We start from the raw sequence: 22,363 nt of genomic DNA, 5'->3' as shown, positions 1-22,363 counted from the left end.
TCGCCGCAACCCGAATATTCTTGGGTGTCTTCGCATCGTCAGCCACCTTCCGCAGGAGCGCCCACCCGCGGCCGCCCATAGCGCGCGTAGAGCGTCGGCAGCACGAACAGGGTGAGCAAGGTCGCAGAGACCAACCCGCCGATCACCACCGTCGCGAGCGGCTTTTGCACTTCGGCTCCCGCGCCGGTTGCGAGCGCCATCGGCACGAAGCCGAGCGATGCGACCAGCGCGGTCATTACCACCGGCCGCAGCCGCGCGAGCGCGCCCGCCCGCGCCGCCTCGGCGCGCGCCATGCCGTCGGCGATCAGCCCCTGGATCGAGGTCACCATCACCAGCCCGTTGAGCACCGCGATCCCCGACAGCGCAATGAAACCCACCGCGGCCGAAATCGAGAAGGGCATGCCGCGCAGGAGCAGCGCAAGCATGCCCCCGACCAGCGCCAGCGGCACCCCGGTAAAGACGATCGCGGCATCGCGCACGCTGCCCAGCGCGCCATAGAGCAGCAGCAGGATCAGCGCGAAGCACGCCGGGACGACGAGCGCGAGCCGGTCGCGCGCCGAGGCGAGATTTTCGAACTGCCCGCCCCACTCCAGATATTGGCCTGCGGGCAGGCGGACCCGTTCGCGGATCGCGCCCCGCGCATCCTCGACGACGCCCGCGACGTCGCGGCCACGGACATTGGCCTGCACCACGATCCGCCTCTTGCCATTCTCGCGGCTGATCTGGTTCGGGCCATCGGTCACCGCCAGCTCGGCGACGCTTTCGAGCGGAACGAACTGCCCGTCCGGCGTCGGCACCGGTACCTGCGCGAGCGCCGCAAAGTCCGCGCGTGCGCTGTCCGCGAGCCGGATCGTCACCGCAAAGCGCCGGTCGCCTTCGAAGATCACGCCGGCGTCGCGCCCGCCGATCGCCGCCGCGACGGTTTCCTGCAGCGCCGCGGCGCTGACCCCGAGCCGCGCCATCGCGTCGCGTTTCGGGCGGATGTCGAGCATCGGAAGCCCCTCGGTCTGCTCGACGCGCACGTCGGTCGCGCCCTGGGTCGTGCGCAGGATCGCAGCGATCCGGTTCGCGGTCGCGGCCATCGCGTCGCTGTCGTCGCCGAAGACCTTGACCGCGACGTCGCCGCGCACCCCCGCGATCAGCTCGTTGAAGCGCATCTGGATCGGCTGGCTGATCTCGAACGCGCTGCCGGGCAGCCCGGCTAGCTGCTTTTCGACCTTGGCGGTCAGCTCGGCCTTGCTCAGCCCTGGGTCGGGCCAGGTCCCCCGGTCCTTCATGATGATGAAGGTGTCGGAGATGTTCGGCGGCATCGGGTCCGACGCGAGCTCGGCGGTGCCCGTCTTCGAAAAGACGAACTTGACCTCGGGCAGCGCCGACAGCGCACGCTCGACGCGCAATTGCATCGCCTGGCTCTGGTCGACCGAGGTACCCGGCACCCGCAGCAGTTGCGCGGTCAGGTCGCCCTCGTCGAGCTGCGGCAGGAATTCCTGCCCCAGCGCGGCATAAGCACCGACCGCGACGAGCAACGCCGCGCCCGCGCCGAGCATCGTGTTCCGAGGCTTTTCCATCGCCCGGTCGAGCCGCGGCGCATAATGGCGCCCCAGCCAGGCCATGATCCGCCCTTCCTTCTCTTCGACCGGCTTCGACAGCCAGATCGCGAGCATCGCCGGAATGAAGGTCAGCGACAGGACGAAGGCGCCGACGAGCGCGAAGATCACCGTCAGTGCCATCGGGGTGAAGGTCTTGCCCTCGACCCCGGTCAGCGTCAGCAGCGGGACATAGACGAGGATGATGATCGCCTGCCCATAGACCGACGGCCGGATCATCTCGCGCGCGGCGGCGGCGACCGCCGTCAGCCGCTCGTCGCGGGTCAGCGTTCGCCCGATGCGGTGCTGTTGCTCGCCGATCCGCCGCAGCGCATTTTCGACGATGATCACCGCGCCGTCGACGATCAGCCCGAAATCGAGCGCGCCGAGGCTCATCAGGTTCGCCGACACCCCGCCTTGCAGCATGCCGAAGCTGGTGAGCAGCATCGTCACCGGAATGACCAGCGCCGCGATCAGCGCCGCGCGGAAATTGCCGAGCAGCAGGAACAGGATGACGATGACGAGCAGCGCGCCTTCGGTCAGGTTTTTCGCGACCGTCTTCACCGTCGCCTCGACGAGGCCGGTGCGGTCGAGCACCGGCTGGATGACGACGTCGGTCGGCAGCGAGGCATTGATTTCGTCGAGCCGCGCCGCGACGCCGCTCGCGACCTCGCGGCTGTTCTCGCCGATGCGCATGATCGCGGTACCGACGACGACTTCCTTGCCGTTTTCGGAAGCCGATCCCATGCGGATCGCCTGCCCGGTCTTCACCGTGGCGGCCTGCCCCAGCGTGATCGGAACCCCCGCCCGCGTCGCGATGACCGTCCCGGCGAGTTCGGCCGCGCCGCCGATGCGCGCGTCGGAGCGCACCGACAGGCCCTCGCCGTTGCGGTCGACGACCCCGGCGCCGATCGCGCGATTATTGGCCTCCAGTGCGGCGGCGAGATCGGTCAGGCTCAGCCCCAGCGCCGCCAGCCGCTGCATGTCCGGCACCACCTGATATTGCTTCACATAGCCGCCGATGGTGTCGATGCCCGCGATCCCGGGCACTGTCTTGAGCAGCGGGGTGACGATCCAGTCCTGCGCGGTACGCAAATAGGTCGCCTTGTCGGCCTCGCTCACCAGCCGCTCGCCCTCGGGCGTGATATAGCTGCCGTCGGGCTGCAGGCCGGGCTCGCCCGGCTTGTGCTTGTCCTCGGGCCGATGCGCCAAGTGGACGGTCCACATATAGACCTCGCCCAGCCCGGTCGCGATCGGCCCCATTTCGGGGTTCACCCCCTCGGGAAGCCCCTCCTCGGCCTCGCGCAGCCGCTCGGCGACCTGCTGACGCGCGAAGTATATATCGGTCGTGTCGGTGAAGACCGCAGTGACCTGCGCAAAGCCGTTGCGGCTCAGCGAGCGGGTATTCTCGAGCCCCGGAATCCCCGCGAGCGCGGTCTCGATCGGAAAGGCGACCTGGCGTTCGACCTGCTCGGGCGACAGCGCGGGTGCGCGGGCGTTGATCTGTACCTGGTTGTTGGTGATGTCGGGGACGGCGTCGATCGGCAGGCGCGCGAGCGCCCATGCTCCGACGACGGTGGCGATGGCGGTGACGAGCAGCACGAACCAGCGCCGCGCGACCGCAAAGTCGACGATATGGGCGATCATGATCAGTGCCCCCCATGCTCGGCTTCGCCCTTGCCGAGCTCCGCCTTCAGCGTGAAACTGCCCTTGCCCGCGACCTGTTCACGGCCCGAAAGCCCGGTCACCGTCGCCTGGCCACCGCCGCGGCTCGTCACCGCGACCGGCGCGGCGCGAAACCCCTCGGCAGTGCGTATGAAGACGACCGTCCGGCCCTCGACCGTCTGCAGTGCGCTTTCGGAAATGGTGATCGCATCCGAGGTGGCGCCCGTCCGGATCGCGACCGTCACCGGCTCACCGGGGCGCAGGATCGCGCCGCCGTTTTCGAGCAGCGCGACCGCGGGCACCAGCCGCGTCGCTTCGTCGAGCACGGGTGACACGAAACCGATGCGCGCCTCCGCGCGACGGTCACCCGATCGCACCTCGACCGGCATGCCGGCACGGACCTTCCCCGCATCGGCGGGCGAGAGCGTCAGGTTGATCGCGACGCGCCCCAGATTGGCGACGCGGAACAATTCGGCGTCGGGCGCGACGGTCTGGCCCAGCACGACGCTGCGCGCCGTCACCTGACCGCCGATCGGCGCGGGGACGCCGATGCGGTTGAGCGCCCCGCCGCCGACACCCGCCGCGGCGAGTTGCTGCCGTGCGAGCCGCAGCGCGATATTCGCCTCGGTCATCGCGGTGCGCGCGGCGATCAGGTCGCGCTCGGGCGAGACCTTGAGCTTGAACAGCCGCTCCTCGCGTTCGAGCGTCGAGCGCGCGAGCGCGGCGCGCGCCTGCGCGGCCTCGACCTCGGCCCGCAGCCCCGCCGCGTCGCGGCTTTCGATCACCGCGACGATCTCGCCGCGGCGGACCGTCTGGCCGAGGTTGCGATGGAGCGCAACGATACGCCCGCCGATCGCGGCAGAGACGACTTGCGTCGCCTGCGGGTCGCTTTCGATCGTTGCGGGCAGCGTGAGCACGCCCGCCCCGCCGACGGCGGGCCGCACGATCTCGATCCCCGCCGCCGCGATCTGCTGCGCGGTCAGATGGACCGTGCCTTCTTCTTCCTCGCGCGCCTTTTCGGTCTCGGCAGGTTTTTCGGCGGTCGGCTGCCCGCAGCCCGACAGGGCGAACGCCAGCGCGAGCGGCAGCGCCGCGCGGATGATGGTCTTCGATGTCATCGGATATCTCCTGCGCCCCTAAGGCGCGTCGTCAGGCGCGCGAGGCGCGCGACGGCATTGTGGTAATCGGCGCGCGCGTCGATCGCGGCGCGCTGCGTGTCGAGAAGCGTGCGCTCGGCGTCGAGCAGCACCATCTGGTCGAACTTGCCCTCGGCATAGCCGATACGCGCGATGCGCGCGGCCTCGCCGGCGGCGGCGAGCGAGGGGTTCGATCCCCAGACCAATGTCGCCGCACGGTCGCGCTCGGCCTCGGCGGCGGCGATCGCGCGGTCCGCATCGAAGCGCGCGACGCGCTGCCGCGCCTCGGCGTGGTCGCGCTCACGCGCCGCCTGCGTCACCGCGGCCCTGCCGCTGTCGAAGAGGGGCAGCGGGATCGAGACGCCGAAGACCATCGCCTGATCGTTCGACGCCTCCAGCCGCCGCGTGCCCGCGGTCAATGTCAGGTCGGGCGCGCGCTGGGTGCGCGCGAGACGCAGGCCGGCTTCGGCCGCCTCCGCGTCCGCCGCGGCGGCGGCCAGCGCGAGCGTGCCCTCGGCCCCGGTCGCCGTCGCCGGGCCGTAAGAACCCGTCGCCGCGCGATCGAACCACGCCGTATCGAGCGCGCCAAGCGCCGGGTCGCCGGCATAATGGCGCAGCATCGCGCGCGCCGCGCTTGCGGCTCCCCGCGCGGTGTCGGCCTCGGTGCGCGCCTTCGCCTCTTCGAGCAGCGCGCGCTGCGCATCGATCGGCGGATTGGCGCCGACCATGACGCGGTCGTTCGCAACGCGCAGATTTTCGGCGGTCACGGCCAGCCGGTCCTCGGCAATCGCCGCGCGCCGATCCGCCGCGATCGCGGCGACATAGGCCTCGGCCACGACCAGCCGCAGGTCGGCCGCGGCCACGGCGACCTCGACCTCGGCGCGGCGGATGCGCGCGTCGGCGACGGCGATGCGCGCCGAGCGCTTGCCGCCGAGTTCGACGGGCAGCGCGAAGGCCAGCGTCGTGTCGCTCTCATCGAAACCGCGGTACGGACCGGTACCGAGCGCATTTTCGGTGTCGATGCTGACCGAGGGATTGGGCCGCAGCCCGGCGACGGCGCGCCCGGCTTCGGCGGAGAGTCTACCCGCCTCGGCTGCGGCGGGTCCCGGCGACCGCGCGCCGGCCTCGGTCAGCGCTTGGTCGAGTGTGAGCACGTCACTGCCCGGAGCGGGCGGCGACGTCTGCGCCTGCGCCACAAGGACGCAGAGCGGTGCGGCCAGCACGGCCGCGATCAATCGCTTCATAGAATCTTATCCTGAACAATCCGGAAGGAGCCGGCGTCGCCAAGCGGACGTCGGCGCGGATGGTTCAGGCGATGGGCGGGCGCAGGCTGGCGTCGGGGACGAGTTGCGGCAGGAAATCGTCGCCGCCGGCGAAGTTCAGCGCGCGGATGGGCGGTGCGAGGGTGGCATTTCCCTTGCCGACCGTGTCGCCCTGGTGATGGCCGTGGCAGCCGCCATGCGCGTGCAGGCCCCATTTGTCGCTGTCGCCGTCGCGGGGCTCATCGTCGCGCTGCTCGTGCGCGGCGCTTTCGATGCAGGCATTGGCGTCGCCATCGGTCAGCGCTTCGCCGGCGTGCGCGATCGCGCCCATCCCCAGGGAGAGCGCGACCATCAGGCCGAGAAGGAGGCGCATCAGCGGACGCATGGCGGAGCCTATAACGCCGCGTCGCATGCAAGTCACGGGGGTTCGGCAAACGTTACCCTCACCGCGGGCCGAATTTTCCCGATCATCGCCCTTGCCACGCCTGAGTGTATTGCCATATTAATACACATAGAGCTGGCGCGGCGCCGGCCGAGGAAAGAGACAGGAACCGTCATGCCGATCAACCGCCTTCAGTTCGCGCTTTGCTCATTCGGCGCCGCGCTCGCCATCGTCGGGGCTTCGGGTCCGGCGCACGCGGCGGAATCGGTCGAATGCCATGTCGGGAGCTACCAGCTTTCGGACGGGCGGATCGTCGACATCGCCCCGCTGGAGGGCGAGCGGCTGCGCTGGCGCAGCTTCGACGGCGCGGTCGGCGAACTGAAACCGCAGCCCGGCGGCGGCTGGCAGAGCCTCTACGGTTGGACAGGGCGCCCCGACGGGATCGACGTCGATCTCGGGGCATGCGCCGCGGGCAAGATCCGCTTCGCCGGATCCGAGGGGCAGCGGCTGGCTTTCGACGTGGCCGAGCGAGATTTTACCGGCCGCGACGGCGTCACGCTCAAGGGTCGGTTGGTCATGCCCAAGGGTGCGGGCAAGGTGCCCGTCGTCGTGCTCGTCCACGGCGCCGAGCGCGACGCGGCGTTGCGCTTCAACTTCCTCCAGCGGCTGTTCCCCGCGGTGGGGGTCGGGGTCTTCGTCTACGACAAGCGCGGCACGGGCACGTCGGGCGGCGTCTATACGCAGGATTTCGACCTGCTCGCCGACGACGCAATCGCCGCGATGGCCACCGCGCGGCAGCTCGCTGGCGACCGCGCGGGTCGCGTCGGTTATCAGGGCGCGAGCCAGGGCGGCTGGGTCGCGCCGCTCGCCGCCAACCGTACGCCCGCAGATTTCGTGATCGTCAGCTTCGGCCTCGCGGTCAGCATCCTCGACGAGGACCTCCAGCAGATGGAGATGGAGCTGACCGACAAGGGCTATCCGCCCGAGATCATCGCCAAGGCGCAGGAGATCGCGCGCGCGGCGGGCGAGATTTTCGCGAGCAACTTCAAGGGCGGCTACGCCGAGTTCGACGCGGTGCGCGCCAAATATCGCGGCGAGAGCTGGTACAAGGACGTCCACGGCCACATCACCTGGCTGCTGCTGCCGCACGAAGAGGCGGCGATGCGCGCCGAGGGGCCCAAATATGACTGGGGCACGCCCTTCCGCTACGATCCGATGGCGACGCTGACCGCCAACAGGACACCGCAGCTCTGGGTGCTGGGCGGGCGCGACTATCAGGCACCCGCGAAGGAGACGAGCCGCCGCATCGGCACGCTGATCGGCGCGGGCAAGCCTTTCACCCTCGCCGTCTATCCCGGGGCCGAGCACGGCATCACCCTGTTCGAGACCGCGCCCGACGGCACCCGCGTCTCGACGCGCTTCGCCGAGGGCTATTTCGCGATGATGCGTGACTTCATCAAGGACGGCGCGATCGACGCCGCTTATGGCGACGCGGCGATCCGCCGCGCCGGGCCGGGCGACTGATATGTGCCGGAAGGCGTTTCGGCCGCCGCAGGATCCAGAACACCGACGATCGCGGCATAGTCCTGCACGATCTGCGCCAGCGCCGACAGTGCCAGTGTCGCGGGGTCGCGGGCGGCTGGAATGAGGCCGACCGAGGTCCGCAGCCGCTGGCAGAGGCGATCGGGCACGCCCGCGCTGCGCAGCGCCTCGAGGCGCATCGCCTGCGTCCGGCGGCTGCCGATGGCACCGACATAGAAGGCGTCGAGGCCGAGCGCATGGGGCAGCAGCTCGTCCTCCCAGTCGCGGTCGTGAAACACCGACAGGATCGCGGTCCAGCGGTCGGCGGTCAGCGATGGCGGGATGGTGCGCGTCGCCAGCCGGGTGGTTTCGAAGCCCTCGGCGCCGAGGTCCGCCAGAACACGCGGGTCGGGGGAAAGGATCGCCATCTCTGCACCGAATGTGCGCGCCAGCCGCGCGAGCGCGATCAGCTCCTCGCCCTGCCCCATCGCGACGATCCGCAATGTGGGGTGATAGCGGAGATCGAAAGTGCCGCCCTGCCAGCCCGTGGTATCGACCGGCATCTCCGAAAGAACGCCATCGGCCGACAGGCAGAGGCCGGCCGCCTCGCGCCGGTCGAGCCGCGCCAGCGTGTCCGCGATCGCATGGCGGTCGGGGTGCGGGTTGAAAAGCAGATCGATCCCGCTGCCGCACGGCAGGCGAATGTCGAGATAGGGCGATCCCGCGCCGAAACGCACCAGCCGCGCGCGCGCCGGGGCGAGAGTCTCGATCGCCTCGGCCACGACCGCGGCCTCGATACAACCGCCCGAGAAGGAGCCGATATAGCGTCCATCGGCCGCAACCGCCATCTGCGCCCCGATCGCGCGCGGCGCGGCGCCCTCGATGCCGGTGAGGGTCACCAGGATCGTCGCCACGCCCTCTTCGATCCGGGCCAGGGCAAAGCGCAAAATATCGGCGGGGGTGGTTGCTATCATGCCTGCTTTGGACCGACTATGGCGACGACAATCGAAGCAGCGGGACCGGATTTGATCGACGCACGCGACATCGCCGCCATCCTGCTCGCCGCCGGCGGATCGCGGCGCTTCGGCGCCGACGACAAATTGCTGGCGCCGCTCGCCGGCGAGCCACTCGCGCTGCACGCCGCGCGGCGGATCGTGGAGCTGGCGCCGGGGCGGCGGATCGCCGTGTGCCGCGACGGCGACGGGCAATTGGCAAGGCGGCTCGCCGCGCTCGATTTCGAGATCGTCGTCAATCCGGCCCCCGAGGCCGGATTGTCGCAATCGCTGGCGTGCGGCATCGCCGAAGCGGCGCGCGGCTCCGAAACCGCGGCGCTCATCGCCCTCGCCGACATGCCCTTCGTCGGCGTCGCCCATTTGCGCCGCCTGCTCGCACGTTTCGATGCGGCCGACGCACCCGTGGTCGCATCGACCGACGGGAGCACGGCGATGCCGCCCGCGTTATTCGCGCGGTCGCTGTTCGGCGCCTTGCAGGAAGGGAAAGGCGACCGCGGCGCCAAGACGTTGCTCGCCGATGCGGCGCTCGTCGCGGCCGGCGACGGCGAGCTTGCCGACATCGACCGGCCCGAGGACCTTGAAAGCTGACGCGACGCGGCCCGTTCGGTTGCCGTCATGCGATATCCGGCAATTCGCCGAGCAGCTTGTCGAGCGTGATCGGATAGTTGCGCACGCGCACCCCGGTCGCATTGTACACCGCATTGGCGACCGCCGCCGCGACGCCGCAGATGCCGAGTTCGCCGACCCCCTTGGCTTTCATTGGTGACGTCGTGGGATCGGTCTCGTCGAGGAAGATCACCTCCTGGTGCGGGATGTCGGCGTGGACCGGGACCTCGTAGCCCGCGAGGTCGTGGTTGACGAAGAAGCCGAAGCGCTTGTCGACCGCCAGTTCCTCCATCAGCGCCGCGCCCGCGCCCATCGTCATCGCACCGATGACCTGGCTGCGCGCCGCCTTGGGGTTGAGGATACGCCCCGCGGCGCACACCGCGAGCATGCGGCGGACGCGGATTTCGCCGGTCATCGCATCGACCCCGACCTCGGCATAATGCGCGCCGAAGGTGGACTGCTGATAGGTTTTTTCGAGGTCGCCATATTCCATCCGGTCTTCGGCGACGAGCTCGCCGTCCGCCGCCGCCTCGCCGAGCGCCGCGCTGCGCCCGCCCGACCGCACCTTGCCGTCGGCGAACGCCGCATCGGACGGATTCATGCCCAGCTTCTGCGCGACCGCTTCGCGCAGCTTGACGCAGGCGGCGTAGACCCCCGCGGTCGAGCTGTTCGCACCCCACTGCCCGCCCGAGCCCGCCGACACCGGAAAGGCCGAATCGCCGAGCTTCACCACGACCTTGTCGAGCGGCAGGCCCATCATTTCGGCGGCAGTCTGCGCGATGATCGTATAGGTGCCGGTGCCGATGTCGGTCATGTCGGTCTCGACCGTGACCACGCCCGATTTGTCCAGCCGCACGCGCGCCGCCGACGGCCCGTTGATATTGTTGCGGAAGGCCGCGGCGACGCCCATGCCCACGAGCCAGCGCCCGTCGCGTGTCTGCGCGGGTTTCGCGCTGCGCTTGGCCCAGCCGAATTTGTCGGCGCCGATCTGCAGGCATTCGTTGAGCTGGCGTTGCGAAAAGCGGCGCTCGGGCTTTTCGGGATCGACCTGCGTGTCGTTGAGGATGCGCAGCGCCACCGGATCCATGCCCAGTTTCTCGGCCAGCTCGTCGACCGCGATTTCGAGCGCCATGAGGCCGGGTGCCTCGCCCGGCGCGCGCATCGCATTGCCCTCGGGCAGGTCGAGCACCGCGAGACGCATCGCGGTCATGCGGTTTTCGCCAGCGTAGAGCAGGCGCGTCTGTCCGACCGCGGTTTCGGGACCGCCGCCGGGCAGGTCGCCCGACCAGCTTTCGTGGCCGATCGCGGTGATCTTGCCCTCGGCCGTCGCGCCGAGGCGGATGCGCTGGATCGTCGCGGGGCGGTGCGGGGTGTTGTTGAACATGAAAGCGCGCGGCAGCGCGACCTTGACCGGCCGCTTCGCCGCGCGGGCGCCGAGCGCGGCGAGCACCGCGTCGGCGCGGATGAACAATTTGCCGCCGAAACCGCCGCCGACATAGGGCGAGTCGAGGCGGACATTCTCCTTGGGAATGCCCAAGGTTTTCGCCATGTCGCCCACCGACCAGGCGATCATCTGGTTCGAGGTCCACAGGGTGAGCTTGTCGCCCTCCCACGCCGCGATCGAGGCATGCGGTTCCATCATCGCATGCGCGTGATCGGGGGTGAAGTAACGCGCATCGACCTGCACCGGTGCGCCGGCGAAGGCGCCCGCGAAATTGCCGACCGCGGAATCGGCCTCGGTCCCGAAGGACGGCGGCGGCTTGATCGCGCCGTCGAGCGACTTCGCGAGATCGAAATTGCCCTTGCCGCGCGCATATTCGACGCGGACGAGCGCGGCGGCGGCGCGCGCCTGTTCGAAGCTTTCGGCGACGACGAGCGCGATCGCCTGGTGATAATGGTCGACCGCGGGGCCGCCGAGCAATTTGGCGGTGTTGAAATCGCCCTTGCCGAGCTTGCCGGCGTTGGCGGCGGTGACGATCGCGAGCACGCCGGGCGCGGCTTCGGCGTCCTCGAGGTTCATCGACGCGATCCGCCCCTTGGCGATCGCCGAACCGACGACATAGCCATAGGCCTGGTTCGCCGCGACATCGTGGCGCTCATAGGCGTAGGGCGCGGTGCCCGTCGTCTTGAGCGGGCCGTCGATGCGGTTGGTGGGCTTGCCGACGACCTTGAGCTGGTCGATCGGATTGGTCGTGGCGGGAGTGTCGAATTTCATGGCTCAGCCCCTCGCCTGTGCCAACACCCCGGCGAGCGTTCGCTCGACCAGCGGCAGCTTGTAGGCATTCTCGTGCGTGGTCTTGGCGCCCGCGAGCAGCCCGGCGGTCACCGCCTTGGCGCCGCGCGGCAGTTCGGCCTCGGCTGCCTCGACGCGCCACGGCTGGTAGCCGACCCCGCCGAGTGCGACGCGCCCGCTGCCGTCCTTCTGCACGATCGCGCCGACCGAGATCAGCGCAAAGGCATAGGACGCGCGGTCGCGCACCTTGTGATAGATATGCGTGCCGCCCACCGGCCTCGGTAGCGTCACCGCGGTGATCAGCTCGCCGGGTGCCAGCACGGTTTCGAGGTGCGGCGTCGCGCCCGGCGCACGATAGAAGCCGGACAGCGGGATCGCCCGCGCCTTGCCTGCGGCGTCGACGGTCTCGACCACCGCGTCGAGCGCGCGCATCGCCACGGCCATGTCGCTGGGGTGCGTCGCGATGCACGCCTCGCTGGCGCCGACTACCGCGTGCAGCCGGTTGAAGCCGCCGATCGCGGCGCAGCCGCTGCCGGGCCTCCGCTTGTTGCACGGCTGATTGGTGTCGTAGAAATAGGGGCAGCGCGTCCGCTGGAGCAGATTGCCCGCGGTGGTCGCCTTGTTGCGGAGCTGCCCCGAGGCGCCCGCGACGAGCGCGCGCGACAGCAGGCCGTAATCGCGGCGCACCCGCGCATCGCTGGCGAGGTCGGTGTTGCGCACCATCGCGCCGATGCGCAGCCCGCCGTCATCGGTCTTCTCGATCTTGTCGAGCGACAGGCGACTGACATCGATCAGATGCGCGGGCGTCTCGATCTCCAGCTTCATCAGGTCGAGCAGATTGGTGCCCCCGGCGATGAAGCGCGCGCCGGGCGCGCGGGCGAAAGCGGCGGTGGCGGCGGCGGGCGTCGCGACGCGCTCGTAGGTGAAGCTCTTCATGTCTTCGCCCCCGCGACATCGACGATCGCATCGATGATGTTCGAATAGGCGCCGCAGCGGCAGATGTTGCCGCTCATCCGCTCGCGCAATTCGGCTGGCGTGACCTTGGGCTTGGCGGTGAGGTCGGCGGTGACGTGGCTCGGCACGCCCGCCGCGATCTCGCCCAGCACCGCGACTGCCGAGCAGATCTGGCCGGGGGTGCAATAGCCGCACTGATAGCCGTCGTGGACGACGAAGGCGTCCTGCATCGCGTGCATCCTGTCGGGGGTACCGAGCCCCTCGATCGTCGTGATCTTCTCGCCCTCGTGCATCACCGCGAGCGTGAGACAGCTGTTGATCCGCCGCCCGTCGGCGATCACCGTGCAGGCGCCGCACTGGCCGTGGTCGCAGCCCTTTTTGGTGCCGGTGAGGTGTAGATGTTCGCGCAGCGCGTCGAGCAGCGACACGCGCGTGTCGAGTTCGAGCTCATGCGCCTGGCCGTTGACGCTGAACGCCACTTTGGCGGTTGGCGGCGGCACGGGCGTGGGCGCCGCCATCGCCGGTCCGGCCGGAACCAGTGTCGCCGTCGCGACCGACGCCGCGCCGCCGACGAGCACGCCGCGCCGCGACACTTCGAACTCCTCGGGAGTCTGCACCGCGTTCCTCCATTTCTGAATCTGTCGCCCGCGGGCACGCGCACCCGCAGGAGAGTCAGGCAGTCAATGCCGCGCGGCGATTATCGGTTGCCGCTTCGGCCCAGAAAATCCGGATTCGATTACGGTGGTTACCATATCGGCGCGCGGGGGAACAGCGGCGCGCGCCGATTTTCAGGCCTACCAGCGGAGCAGCGGGGTGAGGAACAACCGGCCCGCGATGGCCGAGAGCACCACCGCGAGGCCGTGCCACAGCGCGATATGGATCAGCCCGTCGTCGGCGCAGTGCAGTGCGACGATCGTCGCCCCCGACGCGCCCGCCGCGAGCCCGATAACCCAGCCCGCGCGCGCGGGCGAGGTCGGCGCGCCGGCCTTGAGCCAGGCGAAGAGCGCGGCGCCGACGCCGAGGCCCGAGAGCGCGCCCTGGAGCAGGCAGCGCGGGCCATAGCCGTGGCGCATCGCCTCCATCGCGGCGTGGCTGTCGCCGAGGCCCACGACCAGCGCCGCGAGCGGCAGCGACAGCGCGGCGAGCCCTGCCCAGCGCCAACCGCTATAGTCGCGCCCGACGCCCGGCAGCCCCATGCGCAGCGCGCTCCACGTCGCGGCAAGGCCGGTCGCGGCGATCAGCCAGAAAGCGAGCATCGACAAGGGGGGCATGCCGCCGGGCGCGAGGTCGTGGCGCATGCCATAGAGCCACAGCAGCATGCCGGCGCCCGCCAGCCATCCCGCCGCGACCCACAAGGACCCGCGCACGATCCGCCGGGGACGCACCGGGGTGAGCTCGCCCGCCAGTCCGTCGATCAGATCGTCGATCGATGCGTCCTTCATGTCATTCGCTTTCGATGAGTTCGGCGAGCTTCTTGAGCCCGCGATGGATATTCACTTTGACGAGCGACTCGCTCTGCCCGCAGATGCGCGACGCCTCGGCGATCGACGCGCCCTCGATCTTGACGAGCGTGATCGCCTGCGCCTGCTTCGGCGGCAGTAGCGTCATCAGATGGTCGATGCTGAGCCGCGCGTGCACCGCCTCGTCCTCGGCGCCGACCGCGGCGTCATTGTCGCCGAGTTCGGCCTCGTCGCGCTGGCGGCGCAGCGCGTCGATCCAGCGATAGCGCGCGATCGCCGCGAGCCAGGGCAGGAAGGCGCGGGTCGAATCCCAGGTCGCGAGCTTGCGGTGCATCGACACGAGCGTTTCCTGCACCAGGTCGTCGATCTGGTGCGGCGCGATGCGGCGCGCGAAATAGCGCTCGAGCCATTTGCGGCAGTCGCCGAGCAGTGCGCGATAGGCGGTGCGATCCCCGCGCTGCGACGCGGCCATCAGCCGCGCCAGCGAGGGTTCGTCGATGCTCATTTCGTCCGCACCCTGGCGATCAGCGCATCGAGCGAGAAGACCCCGCCGCCGCGCACGATCAGGATCGCCGCCATCGCCGCCCACAGCGAGTGCACCGGCCACCAGGCGTCTGGAAAGACGAAGATCTGGATGACCAGCGTCATCACCAGCAGGGCGCCGGCCGAGAAGCGCGTCGCGAAGCCGAAGAGGAGGAGAAGCGGGAAAAAATGCTCGGCGAAGGTCGTCAGCGGCACCGCGATGACGGGGTCGAGCGGAAGACCCGAAAACTCGCTGCGGAACAGATCATATTGCGACGGGTCGATCCGGAGGAAGCTGCCCTCGACGACCTTGGTCTGGCCCGAGCGCCAGAAGACGCCGGCAAGCGCGACGCGGAGCAGGAACAGCGCGAGACCCTCGGTCAGGCGCGATGCGGCGATGGCGACGCCGCGATCGTAGAATCCGACAATCCGGTTCATGTCTCAAACCTTTTCAAAAGCCCCTGCGTCGATCAATGCCGCGATCGCGGCACCACCGTCGGGATGGTCTTCGGCCAGGTCGGCGATCAGGTTACCGAGCGTAAAAATATTGTCGGCCTCGGCGAGGAGCGCGGCCTCGAACGCGCCGGTCGCGAAGAGCCGGACTTCGGCATCGGGGCGCGTGATCAGCAGCGCCGCGGTGCCCGCCGCAAAGGCCGGATCGACGAGCGGCGCGGCGTCGCTGGCCAATGCCAGCGCGCGCGCCGCGGGATGGCGGCGGACGCGAAGCGCGAGCAGCGCCGCTTCGTCGTGCCCCACGAGGTCGGCGAGCGCCAGCGCGGGCGCCTCGGCGGCGTGATAGCTTTCGAGCCAGAGCCATTCGACGCGCGCGAGATCGGCGGTGCGCGGGTCGGTCAGCCAGTCGGGGAAGCCGGCGCCGATGTCTGTCAGCGACCGCCCCTGCGCCCCGCCCTGCTCGACGAATGCGCGCGACAGAAGGTTGAATTCGGCCTCGCCCAGATAGTCGCGGGTGCGCGGGAAGCTCTCTTCGAGCGCGACGAGCCGCGCGTGCGAGATGGTGTTGGCGTGGACCCGCAAACCCCGCAGCACGGCGCCGTCGTCGCCCGCGAACAGGCCGGGCGGGAGGTGGCCGGGGCCATGCAGCAAGGTCGCCGCAATGGCCGACTGCTCCTGCTCAAGCATCGGCCGGCTCGGCGAGCAGCAGCGCGTCGGCGGTCGCCGCCTCGGCGCACAGCGTGGCGTAATCGGGAATATCGGTGTCCCACTCGACGAGCACCGGCTTCGGCCCCGCCCGTTCGAGGAAGGCCGCGAGCAATTGCCAGCAGCCCGGCCGGACCGGCGAGCCATGGTCGTCGATCGCGATCGTGCCGCCCATGTCGTCGTCCTTCACGGCATGGCCCGCGACATGGATTTCGCCGACGAACGCGGGGTCGAAAGCGCCGAGCCATGGAGCCGGATCGAGGCCGAGGTTGAAGGCCGATACCTCGACATTGTTGATGTCGAGCAGCAGGCCGCAGCCGCTGCGGCGGCAAAGTTCGTGAAGAAAATCGACCTCGTCCCGGTCGCCTTCGGCATAAGCGAGATAGCGCGAGGGGTTTTCGATCAGGATCGGGCGCCGGAGGCGATCCTGCACCCGGCCGACCTGCGCCGCGAAATGATCCAGCGCTTCGTCGGTATAGGGAATGGGCAGCAGGTCGGGGAATTTGTCGTGCGGGCCGTTGCTCCAGCTGAGATGGTCCGAGACCATCGCGGGCGCGTAGCGCGCGCAGAGCGCCGCCAGCGCTTCGAGCTCGCCGGTGTCGACGCCCGCCGCCGAGCCGAGCGACAGCCCGACCGAATGGAAGCTGAGTGGCAGATGCTCCGCAATCGCGGTCAGCCAGCGATGCGGTGGCCCGCCCGCGCCGAAGTAATTTTGGGGGTGTACTTCGACCCAGGCGGGCGCCGTTCCCCGCTCCGCCGCTGCGAGCACATCGGCATAGTGCCGGGATTTGAGCCCTATGCCGGCACGCGGCGGCAGCGAGTGGAGCGGGGACGCGGACATGGTCGCCGGCGATCAGCCCTTCTTGGCGACCGGCTTGGCATTGCCCTTGTGCGCGGTCAGCGTGCCGCCCATCTTGACGCAGGTGCCGGCCTTGACGTGCTTCCAGGCGTTGCCCTGGTAATCGACGGTCGAGGTGCCGGCGCAGCTGGTGCCCGGGCCCGCAGCGCAGTCGTTCTTGCCCTTCAGCGAAACGCCGTAGCATTTCTCCTTGGCGCCCTCGGCAGCGACGGCGGTGCCGCCCATCGCCGCGCCGGCGGCCATGGCGAGAACCGCCGAAGCGGCGAGCGAAAGTTTCAGCGTGTTGGTCATCTTAATCTCCCTTGGAAAATGGGCGATGCGGGGGATGGCATCGTCCCATGTTCGCGGCGACTGGCGCGATGGTTACGCCCCGTCATCCGATCGGCAGCGCCGTCGTGCTCTTGATCTCCGACAGCGCGATCGCCGAGTTGATTTCCTGGACGCCCGGCAGCCGCGACAATTTTTCGAAGAAGAGTTTTTCATAGGCTTCGACATTGGCCGCGACAATGCGCAGCAGGAAGTCGACCGTGCCCATCAGCACATGGCATTCGATGACTTCGGGGATGTCGGCGATCGCCGCCTCGAAATCGGCGAGGTGCGCGCGGCCGTGCGCCGACAGCTTGACCTGCGCAAAGACCTGCGCGCTGAGCCCGACCTTGCGGCGGTCGACCAGCGCGACGCGCTTGCGGATCACCCCCGCCTGTTCGAGCGCGGCGACGCGGCGCCAGCAGGGCGATTGCGAGAGCCCGACGCGCTCGGCGAGCTCCGCGGTTGAAATATCCGCATTCTCCTGCAGGATTTCCAATATCGCCTTCTCGTGCCGGTCGAGCTGCATAAAAATCCCCATGATGGCCTAATTTCGGAACAGACTTACCGATTATTCACGCGATTGGGAAGCAATGGGACCAGATATTCCCGCAAGATTGCGTCATTTTCCGCGCATCTTTTCCGACGGAGCCTGATCGATGCCGCATCGTGACCCACCCCAATTGCCGCACGAGGCGGTCCATTTGTTCCACGACGACCAGACGGGCCTCCGCGCGGTGGTCGCGATCCACTCGACCGCGCTCGGCCCGGCGATCGGCGGGTGCCGCGTCCAGCGCTATGCGAGCGAGAGCGACGCGACGCACGACGCGCTGCGCCTGTCGGAGGCGATGACGTACAAGAATGCGCTCGCCGGCCTGCCCTTCGGCGGCGGCAAGGCGGTGATCATGCTGCCCGAGCATGGCGTGCCCGACCGCGCGGCGCTGTTCGAGGCCTTCGGGCGCTGCGTCCAGTCGCTGGGCGGGCGCTTCATCACTGCCGAGGATGCAGGAAGCGGGGTCGCCGATATGCAGGCGGCGGCGCGCGCGACGCGGTTCGTCGCGGGGCTGCCGCAGCAGGCCAGCGGGCTCGGCGGCGATCCCTCGCCCTGGACCGCGAGCGGGGTGTTCCAGGCGATGCGCGCGGCGGTGGCCGCGCGCGGCGGCTGGCTCGACGGCGCGGTGGTCGGCGTGCAGGGGCTGGGTAACGTCGGCATGGCGCTGGCGAGCCTGCTGCACGGCGCGGGTGCCAGGCTGCTGGTCAGCGATGTCGACGAAAGCCGCGTCGCCGATGCGGTGGCGCGCTTCGGCGCCGAGCGCGTCGCGCCCGACAAGATCGTCACCGCGCCGATGGATATCTTCGCGCCCTGCGCGCTCGGCGGCGCGATCGACGCGGTCACGGTGAACCGGCTGCAGGCGCGGATCGTCTGCGGCGGCGCGAACAACCAGCTCGCGCATCCATCGCTCGGCGCCGAACTCGCGCGGCGCGGGATATTCTACGCGCCCGACTATCTGGTGAATGCCGGCGGGATCATCGCGGTGTGCGCCGAATATCAGGGCGGCGACGTCGGTGCGGTCGGGGCCGCGGTGGCCGAGATCGGCCCGCGGCTGGTCGATGTCATGCGCGACGCCGATATGCACGGCGGCACCCCGGCCGAGATCGCCGACCGCCGCGCGCGGCAGATGGTCGCCGAGGGCTGGTCGCGGCGGCGCGCGGCATGAGCGACGGCGCGCTGCACCTGCATAGCGGCGGCGAGCTCGCGGGGGCGCTACGCATCCTCAACCTGTTTGCGCAGCGCGGGCTGGCGCCGCGGTCGGTCGCGCTGACGCTGGCCGAGGGCGGTTACGAGCTGGCGATCGACGCGGGCGACGCCGACCCGCGCATGGTCGCGATCGTGCGCGAGAAGATCGCGGTGATGCCGATGGGGGTGGAATTCCGCGCCAGCTGACCGTTACGGAAGGATCAGGCTTTCGAGGCGGTCGCGGATCGGCGGCGCGAGCACGCCTTCGGCCGCGACGACGATGCTGTCGGCGCAGCCGATGCAGCGCCCCTCGACGAACAGCCCTTGCCCGATGGTGATCGACCTTTCGCCGACGCGCACGATGCCCGTCGCGACGTCGATGGTGCCCGGATAGCGCGCCTGGCCGAGGAAGGCGGTGTCGACATTGGCGATCACCAGCGCCGGGCTTTGCTCGCGCGGCACGAGCCCGCGCAGCTCGGCGAGCAGTTCGTAGCGCGCTTCCTCGTAGAATTGCCCCGTCGCGACATTGTTGAGGTGGCGGAACATGTCGACGTCGGCGAAGCGGATCGGCACCGGCTTGTGCAGCGGATAGCCCGCGGGATCGAGCCGCGCGGGGGTGGGTTTCATGGCCTTATCCTTTCGCGCCAGCGCAGCAGCATCGCGCTTGTCATGTCGGGGGCCTCGCGCTGCGGGACATGGCCGCAGTCGGGGATCATCGCGAGCACCGCGTCGGGGATGGCCGCCGCCATCTCGCGCGAGCGGTCGGGCGCGACGATCGCGTCCTGCGATCCGGCGAGGACGAGCGCGGGCACGGCGATGCGGGGCAGCAGGGCACAGCGCTCGACGCGCGTCGCGGTCGCCGCCTGCTGTTCGGCGAAGCGCTCGGCGCCGCAGCGCAGGATCATCGCGTGGGTGTCGGCGAGCAGCGCGGTGTCGGCGCGGCTGCTGCGCGACAGCATCGCGCGGGCAAGGCGATCGGCGAGCGCGGGGAAGTCGGCGCGTGCCTGCTCGATCGCGGTCCGGCGACCCGCTTTCGCCTCGTCGCTGTCGGCGGCGCAGGCGGTGCTGAGCAGGGCGAGGCCGGCGAGCCGCTCGGACGCGAGGGCCGCCATCGCGAGCGCGACATAGCCGCCCATCGAATGGCCCGCGAGCGCGAAGCGATCGGGGAGTTCGGCGAGGATCGCCGCCGCCATCGCATCGACGCTCGCGCCGCGCGGCACGACGATGCGATCGACGGGCATGCCCGCCCAACTCGCTTCGTCGGTGGCGATGCCGCAGATCGCGATGACCGGAAACTCCACGCCCTCTCCTCTCGCGGCGATGCTGCTATTCCTCGGCGATTCCCGCAAGGTCGCGCGCGAGGCCCTTCTTCTTCTCGACCTCCATGCCGCGCAATATCTGGATGCGCTGCGCCTGCGGCGAGCCCGCGCCATGCATCGATTCAGTGAGGTAACCGACGGCGTTGCGGCCGAGGGTCATATTCTCGATCAGGCGCAGGATGCGCTGGCGATATTCGACCGGGACATTGTGCTTGCCCTTCATATATTTCTCGAGGATCGGGCCGATCGCCTCATTCTTGAAGTCGGCGTCCGAGGGCATCGTCACCATGATGCCGCCCGCGAGATCCTGCGCGAGGCGCGAAATCTCGTAGGGGAAGCGCGTGACATTGTGCTTGCACACATTGGCGAGCATCGCGTCGTTCATATAGATGCCCGAGGGCAGCGGCTTGGCTTCGTGGCTCGAGGCGATCGCCGAGGAATAGATGGTCTCGTTGAGATGCGTCATCTCGACGAGCTTGTCCTTGATGTGGCTCGCGGCCTCGGCGCCGTTGTAATCGGCGACCTGCGCCGCGGCGCCGACCATCACGTCGCCGAGCCCGGTTTTGCAGACATAGGACGCGCGGTGATAAGCGGTGAAGCGCGCGACCATGTCCTGTGCGAACTCATATTCGCCGTCCATCAGCACATGTTCGTGCGGGATGAAGACATTGTCGAAGACGACAAGCGTCTCCTGCCCGCCGAAGCGCGCATTGCCCTGGTCGATGTCGCCCGCCTCCATCGCGCGCGTGTCGCACGACTGGCGGCCGTAGATATAGGTGATGCCGGTCGCGTCGCCGGGGACGAGACCGACGATCGCGAAGTCGCGGTCGGCCTCGCCCATGTTCATCGTCGGCATGACGCAGATCCAGTGCGAGTTCAGACCGCCGGTCATATGCGCCTTGGCGCCGGTGACATAGACGCCCGCGTCGGTGCGTTTCGTCACGTGCAGGAACATGTCGGGGTCGGCCTGTTCGTGCGGGCGTTTCGAGCGGTCGCCCTTGGGATCGGTCATGCCCGCGCCGATGATGATGTTCGCGCGCTGGGCGTGCGCCATGAAGTCGAGGTAGCGCTGGTGGTACGGCGTGCCGTGCTTCGCATCGATGTCGAAGGTGATCGAGTGGAGCACGCTGATCGTGTCGAGCCCGGCGCAGCGCTGGAAACAGGTGCCGGTGAGCTGGCCCATCTTGCGCTGCATCCGGTTCTTCATGACGAGGTCCTGCGGTGACCCGACGATGTGGAGGAAACGGTTCACCGGCGCGTCGATGAGGTCGCTGTGCGCGGTCGCGAGCTCGGGCTCGGCGAGTGCGAGGTCGTAGGTCATCTTGAGCGCGTTGATCGAGGGGCGGATGATCGGATGGTCGACGGGCTCCTCGACGCGCTCGCCGAAGAGCCAGACCTCGACGCCGCGGCCGCGGAGCGAGGCGACATAGTCGTCGCCGGTGACGATGGGGCGGAAGCGCGACCAGCGGTCGGCGGCGGATTCCTCGCGGGGGTGGATGGGCATGTGCAGTCTCCCGATATGGCGAACTTCACGCCTATCGTGGATGGGAGGGGGTAAAACAGGGCATGACAGGCGAGGAAAACTCACCATAATGCGCAAGCATCATGGCGACGATCGACGGCTATTATTTCTGGGTGTGCACCAAGGGGGCCGAGCGCAGGGGCAAGCGCATCGGCGCGCTGGTCGCGGGGACGGGGCTGGACCCCAGGAATTTTATGCGGCCGGGGTGGCGCGGGCCCACGGAGGCGATGGCGCTGCTGGTGCGCAACGTCTGGGCGAGCCTGGACGACGAATATATGGGCTATACCGCGCGGCGGGTGCGGCCGGGGAGCTTTGCCTTTGCCTGCGAGCTGGCGCTGGAAGGGGCGAGCGTCGCCGACGGGCTGGCGCGCGCGGCGCGGTTCTACAACCTGCTGGGCGCGGGGATCGGAACGGGAGTGCGGTCGGTGCCCGCGGGGCTGGAGATCGAGGTGCGCTTCGAGCGGCCCGCGCTCGACCCCGACCATTATTTCAGCGAATTCTGGCTGATCATCTGGCACCGGCTCGCCTGCTGGCTGGCGGGCGAGACGATCTCGCTGCTGTCCGCCGAGTTCGATTATCCGCGGCCCGACGCCTATTTCGAGGAGTTCAAATATCTCTTCCCGTGCCGCCACCGCTTCGACGGCGGCGCGCGGCGAATCGTGATGGACGCGCACGCGCTGCACGCACCGGTGCGGCGGACCGCGGGCGAGCTGGAAGCGATGCTGGCGGCGGCACCGCTCGACATCATGACGATCCCCGCGAGCGACGCAAGCGTGGCGCGGCAGGTCCGGCAGTTTCTGACGCGCGGGCCCGACCTGACGCTGGACGAGCTGGCGCACGAGACGGGGCTGTCGCCGCACAAATTGCGGCGGCTGCTCCGCGCCGAGGGGACGACGCTGGCGACGATCCGCGAGAATGTACGGCGCGACAAGGCGATGCGGCTGCTGACGAGCGGCAATGCGACGGTCGAGGCGATCGCCGAGATGCTGGGCTATACCGAGGCGCGGAGCTTTACGCGCGCATTCCGGCAGTGGACGGGGCGCTCGCCTTCGGCGTGGCGAGCGGGGGGATAGCGCTGGCGTATATCTCCCCTCCCGCAGGCGGGAGGGGAGATATACGCC

The 22,363-nt window shown here is 69.4% G+C and carries 23 protein-coding genes; 5 read left to right on the top strand and 18 right to left on the bottom strand.

Translation table 11 applies throughout. From position 1 onward, the window contains the following. Positions 1 to 38: 38 nt before the first annotated feature. The 4 genes from ATE62_RS11130 to ATE62_RS11115 form a co-directional block, all read right to left on the bottom strand. On the bottom strand, positions 39 to 3,233 hold the full coding sequence (locus ATE62_RS11130; RefSeq protein WP_058808105.1) for an efflux RND transporter permease subunit: 3,195 nt from the start codon (positions 3,231 to 3,233) through the stop codon (positions 39 to 41). Positions 3,234 to 3,235: 2 nt separating this feature from the next. After that, the gene (locus ATE62_RS11125; RefSeq protein WP_058818512.1) at positions 3,236 to 4,369 is read right to left on the bottom strand and encodes an efflux RND transporter periplasmic adaptor subunit; all 1,134 of its coding nucleotides are present in this window, start codon (positions 4,367 to 4,369) and stop codon (positions 3,236 to 3,238) included. Continuing rightward, positions 4,366 to 5,631 (bottom strand): TolC family protein, encoded by a 1,266-nt coding sequence (locus tag ATE62_RS11120; RefSeq protein ID WP_058806742.1) that lies wholly within the window; start codon positions 5,629 to 5,631, stop codon positions 4,366 to 4,368. Before ATE62_RS11120 ends, ATE62_RS11125 begins: the two co-directional genes overlap by 4 nt. A gap of 64 nt (positions 5,632 to 5,695) precedes the next feature. Then, on the bottom strand, positions 5,696 to 6,034 hold the full coding sequence (locus ATE62_RS11115; RefSeq protein WP_058806743.1) for a hypothetical protein: 339 nt from the start codon (positions 6,032 to 6,034) through the stop codon (positions 5,696 to 5,698). A 171-nt stretch (positions 6,035 to 6,205) separates the two neighbouring features. On the opposite strand from ATE62_RS11115, the gene ATE62_RS11110 reads away from it, so the two are divergent. Continuing rightward, positions 6,206 to 7,555 carry an alpha/beta hydrolase family protein gene (locus ATE62_RS11110; protein ID WP_058806744.1) on the top strand — a complete coding sequence of 450 codons (1,350 nt, stop codon included), beginning with the start codon at positions 6,206 to 6,208 and terminating at the stop codon, positions 7,553 to 7,555. Here the strand turns inward: ATE62_RS11110 and ATE62_RS11105 are convergent. Then, complete coding sequence (locus tag ATE62_RS11105; protein WP_082662748.1) at positions 7,513 to 8,526, bottom strand: XdhC family protein; 1,014 nt, start codon at positions 8,524 to 8,526, stop codon at positions 7,513 to 7,515. The two genes, ATE62_RS11110 and ATE62_RS11105, sit on opposite strands and share 43 nt — an antisense overlap. A 51-nt stretch (positions 8,527 to 8,577) precedes the next feature. Here ATE62_RS11105 and ATE62_RS11100 point away from each other — a divergent pair, with 51 nt between their 5' ends. Then, complete coding sequence (locus ATE62_RS11100; RefSeq protein WP_058806832.1) at positions 8,578 to 9,153, top strand: nucleotidyltransferase family protein; 576 nt, start codon at positions 8,578 to 8,580, stop codon at positions 9,151 to 9,153. 25 nt (positions 9,154 to 9,178) lie between these two features. On the opposite strand, the gene paoC is transcribed toward ATE62_RS11100, so the two are convergent. The 10 genes from paoC to ATE62_RS11050 form a co-directional block, all read right to left on the bottom strand. Beyond that, entirely contained in the window at positions 9,179 to 11,386 is a 2,208-nt protein-coding gene (gene paoC / locus ATE62_RS11095; protein WP_058806745.1) for an aldehyde oxidoreductase molybdenum-binding subunit PaoC, read from the bottom strand. 3 nt (positions 11,387 to 11,389) lie between these two features. Further along, on the bottom strand, positions 11,390 to 12,340 hold the full coding sequence (locus ATE62_RS11090; RefSeq protein WP_058806746.1) for an FAD binding domain-containing protein: 951 nt from the start codon (positions 12,338 to 12,340) through the stop codon (positions 11,390 to 11,392). Continuing rightward, on the bottom strand, positions 12,337 to 12,975 hold the full coding sequence (gene paoA / locus ATE62_RS11085) for an aldehyde dehydrogenase iron-sulfur subunit PaoA (protein WP_058806747.1): 639 nt from the start codon (positions 12,973 to 12,975) through the stop codon (positions 12,337 to 12,339). Before paoA ends, ATE62_RS11090 begins: the two co-directional genes overlap by 4 nt. A gap of 177 nt (positions 12,976 to 13,152) precedes the next feature. Then, positions 13,153 to 13,800: an NrsF family protein gene (locus ATE62_RS11080; protein WP_058806748.1), complete on the bottom strand. Its 648-nt coding sequence runs from the start codon at positions 13,798 to 13,800 to the stop codon at positions 13,153 to 13,155. A 1-nt stretch (position 13,801) separates the two neighbouring features. Next, entirely contained in the window at positions 13,802 to 14,323 is a 522-nt protein-coding gene (locus ATE62_RS11075) for a sigma-70 family RNA polymerase sigma factor (protein WP_058806749.1), read from the bottom strand. Next, positions 14,320 to 14,778 (bottom strand): DoxX family protein, encoded by a 459-nt coding sequence (locus tag ATE62_RS11070; protein ID WP_058806750.1) that lies wholly within the window; start codon positions 14,776 to 14,778, stop codon positions 14,320 to 14,322. The genes ATE62_RS11075 and ATE62_RS11070 overlap by 4 nt, the downstream gene beginning before the upstream one ends. A 3-nt stretch (positions 14,779 to 14,781) precedes the next feature. After that, positions 14,782 to 15,480, bottom strand: a complete 699-nt coding sequence (locus ATE62_RS11065) for an HvfC/BufC N-terminal domain-containing protein (RefSeq protein ID WP_058806751.1) — start codon at positions 15,478 to 15,480, stop codon at positions 14,782 to 14,784. Further along, complete coding sequence (bufB, locus tag ATE62_RS11060; RefSeq protein ID WP_058806752.1) at positions 15,473 to 16,339, bottom strand: MNIO family bufferin maturase; 867 nt, start codon at positions 16,337 to 16,339, stop codon at positions 15,473 to 15,475. Before bufB ends, ATE62_RS11065 begins: the two co-directional genes overlap by 8 nt. Before the next feature lie 12 nt (positions 16,340 to 16,351). After that, entirely contained in the window at positions 16,352 to 16,648 is a 297-nt protein-coding gene (locus tag ATE62_RS11055) for a BufA1 family periplasmic bufferin-type metallophore (RefSeq protein ID WP_058806753.1), read from the bottom strand. Positions 16,649 to 16,730: 82 nt separating this feature from the next. Next, positions 16,731 to 17,204, bottom strand: coding sequence for an Lrp/AsnC family transcriptional regulator (locus ATE62_RS11050; RefSeq protein ID WP_197411602.1), 474 nt, complete (start codon positions 17,202 to 17,204; stop codon positions 16,731 to 16,733). Between the two features lie 118 nt (positions 17,205 to 17,322). Between ATE62_RS11050 and ATE62_RS11045 the strand changes: the two genes are divergently transcribed. Together ATE62_RS11045 and ATE62_RS11040 are read left to right on the top strand one after the other, a co-directional pair. Beyond that, positions 17,323 to 18,381 carry a Leu/Phe/Val dehydrogenase gene (locus ATE62_RS11045; protein WP_058806754.1) on the top strand — a complete coding sequence of 353 codons (1,059 nt, stop codon included), beginning with the start codon at positions 17,323 to 17,325 and terminating at the stop codon, positions 18,379 to 18,381. Continuing rightward, complete coding sequence (locus ATE62_RS11040) at positions 18,378 to 18,608, top strand: hypothetical protein (RefSeq protein ID WP_058806755.1); 231 nt, start codon at positions 18,378 to 18,380, stop codon at positions 18,606 to 18,608. Before ATE62_RS11045 ends, ATE62_RS11040 begins: the two co-directional genes overlap by 4 nt. A gap of 3 nt (positions 18,609 to 18,611) precedes the next feature. Here the strand turns inward: ATE62_RS11040 and ATE62_RS11035 are convergent, their stop codons facing one another. Genes ATE62_RS11035 through ATE62_RS11025 form a run of 3 tightly spaced genes read right to left on the bottom strand, consistent with a single transcriptional unit; the run spans position 18,612 to position 21,224 of the window. After that, positions 18,612 to 19,028 carry an acyl-CoA thioesterase gene (locus tag ATE62_RS11035; RefSeq protein WP_058806756.1) on the bottom strand — a complete coding sequence of 139 codons (417 nt, stop codon included), beginning with the start codon at positions 19,026 to 19,028 and terminating at the stop codon, positions 18,612 to 18,614. Beyond that, positions 19,025 to 19,702 (bottom strand): alpha/beta fold hydrolase, encoded by a 678-nt coding sequence (locus tag ATE62_RS11030; RefSeq protein WP_058806757.1) that lies wholly within the window; start codon positions 19,700 to 19,702, stop codon positions 19,025 to 19,027. Before ATE62_RS11030 ends, ATE62_RS11035 begins: the two co-directional genes overlap by 4 nt. A 25-nt stretch (positions 19,703 to 19,727) precedes the next feature. Further along, the gene (locus ATE62_RS11025; RefSeq protein ID WP_058806758.1) at positions 19,728 to 21,224 is read right to left on the bottom strand and encodes a 4-hydroxyphenylacetate 3-hydroxylase family protein; all 1,497 of its coding nucleotides are present in this window, start codon (positions 21,222 to 21,224) and stop codon (positions 19,728 to 19,730) included. 101 nt (positions 21,225 to 21,325) lie between these two features. Between ATE62_RS11025 and ATE62_RS11020 the strand changes: the two genes are divergently transcribed. After that, a complete protein-coding gene (locus tag ATE62_RS11020; protein ID WP_058806759.1) occupies positions 21,326 to 22,315 on the top strand; it encodes an AraC family transcriptional regulator in 990 nt (329 codons plus the stop codon). Positions 22,316 to 22,363 lie beyond the last annotated feature (48 nt).

The sequence above is a fragment of the Sphingopyxis sp. HIX genome (assembly GCF_001468285.1).
Taxonomy (GTDB): domain Bacteria; phylum Pseudomonadota; class Alphaproteobacteria; order Sphingomonadales; family Sphingomonadaceae; genus Sphingopyxis.
Note: the sequence above shows the minus strand (reverse complement) of the source record. Positions and strands in the feature narration are given on the sequence as shown.

Bases quoted from the DNA above. Each gene is read 5' to 3' on its own strand.
- ATE62_RS11130 (WP_058808105.1), bottom strand. From the start codon at position 3,233: ATGATCGCCCATATCGTCGACTTTGCGGTCGCGCGGCGCTGGTTCGTG.
- ATE62_RS11125 (WP_058818512.1), bottom strand. From the start codon at position 4,369: ATGACATCGAAGACCATCATCCGCGCGGCGCTGCCGCTCGCGCTGGCG.
- ATE62_RS11120 (WP_058806742.1), bottom strand. From the start codon at position 5,631: ATGAAGCGATTGATCGCGGCCGTGCTGGCCGCACCGCTCTGCGTCCTT.
- ATE62_RS11115 (WP_058806743.1), bottom strand. From the start codon at position 6,034: ATGCGTCCGCTGATGCGCCTCCTTCTCGGCCTGATGGTCGCGCTCTCC.
- ATE62_RS11110 (WP_058806744.1), top strand. From the start codon at position 6,206: ATGCCGATCAACCGCCTTCAGTTCGCGCTTTGCTCATTCGGCGCCGCG.
- ATE62_RS11105 (WP_082662748.1), bottom strand. From the start codon at position 8,526: ATGATAGCAACCACCCCCGCCGATATTTTGCGCTTTGCCCTGGCCCGG.
- paoC (WP_058806745.1), bottom strand. From the start codon at position 11,386: ATGAAATTCGACACTCCCGCCACGACCAATCCGATCGACCAGCTCAAG.
- ATE62_RS11090 (WP_058806746.1), bottom strand. From the start codon at position 12,340: ATGAAGAGCTTCACCTACGAGCGCGTCGCGACGCCCGCCGCCGCCACC.
- ATE62_RS11080 (WP_058806748.1), bottom strand. From the start codon at position 13,800: ATGAAGGACGCATCGATCGACGATCTGATCGACGGACTGGCGGGCGAG.
- ATE62_RS11075 (WP_058806749.1), bottom strand. From the start codon at position 14,323: ATGAGCATCGACGAACCCTCGCTGGCGCGGCTGATGGCCGCGTCGCAG.
- ATE62_RS11070 (WP_058806750.1), bottom strand. From the start codon at position 14,778: ATGAACCGGATTGTCGGATTCTACGATCGCGGCGTCGCCATCGCCGCA.
- ATE62_RS11065 (WP_058806751.1), bottom strand. From the start codon at position 15,480: ATGCTTGAGCAGGAGCAGTCGGCCATTGCGGCGACCTTGCTGCATGGC.
- bufB (WP_058806752.1), bottom strand. From the start codon at position 16,339: ATGTCCGCGTCCCCGCTCCACTCGCTGCCGCCGCGTGCCGGCATAGGG.
- ATE62_RS11055 (WP_058806753.1), bottom strand. From the start codon at position 16,648: ATGACCAACACGCTGAAACTTTCGCTCGCCGCTTCGGCGGTTCTCGCC.
- ATE62_RS11050 (WP_197411602.1), bottom strand. From the start codon at position 17,204: ATGGGGATTTTTATGCAGCTCGACCGGCACGAGAAGGCGATATTGGAA.
- ATE62_RS11045 (WP_058806754.1), top strand. From the start codon at position 17,323: ATGCCGCATCGTGACCCACCCCAATTGCCGCACGAGGCGGTCCATTTG.
- ATE62_RS11040 (WP_058806755.1), top strand. From the start codon at position 18,378: ATGAGCGACGGCGCGCTGCACCTGCATAGCGGCGGCGAGCTCGCGGGG.
- ATE62_RS11035 (WP_058806756.1), bottom strand. From the start codon at position 19,028: ATGAAACCCACCCCCGCGCGGCTCGATCCCGCGGGCTATCCGCTGCAC.
- ATE62_RS11025 (WP_058806758.1), bottom strand. From the start codon at position 21,224: ATGCCCATCCACCCCCGCGAGGAATCCGCCGCCGACCGCTGGTCGCGC.
- ATE62_RS11020 (WP_058806759.1), top strand. From the start codon at position 21,326: ATGGCGACGATCGACGGCTATTATTTCTGGGTGTGCACCAAGGGGGCC.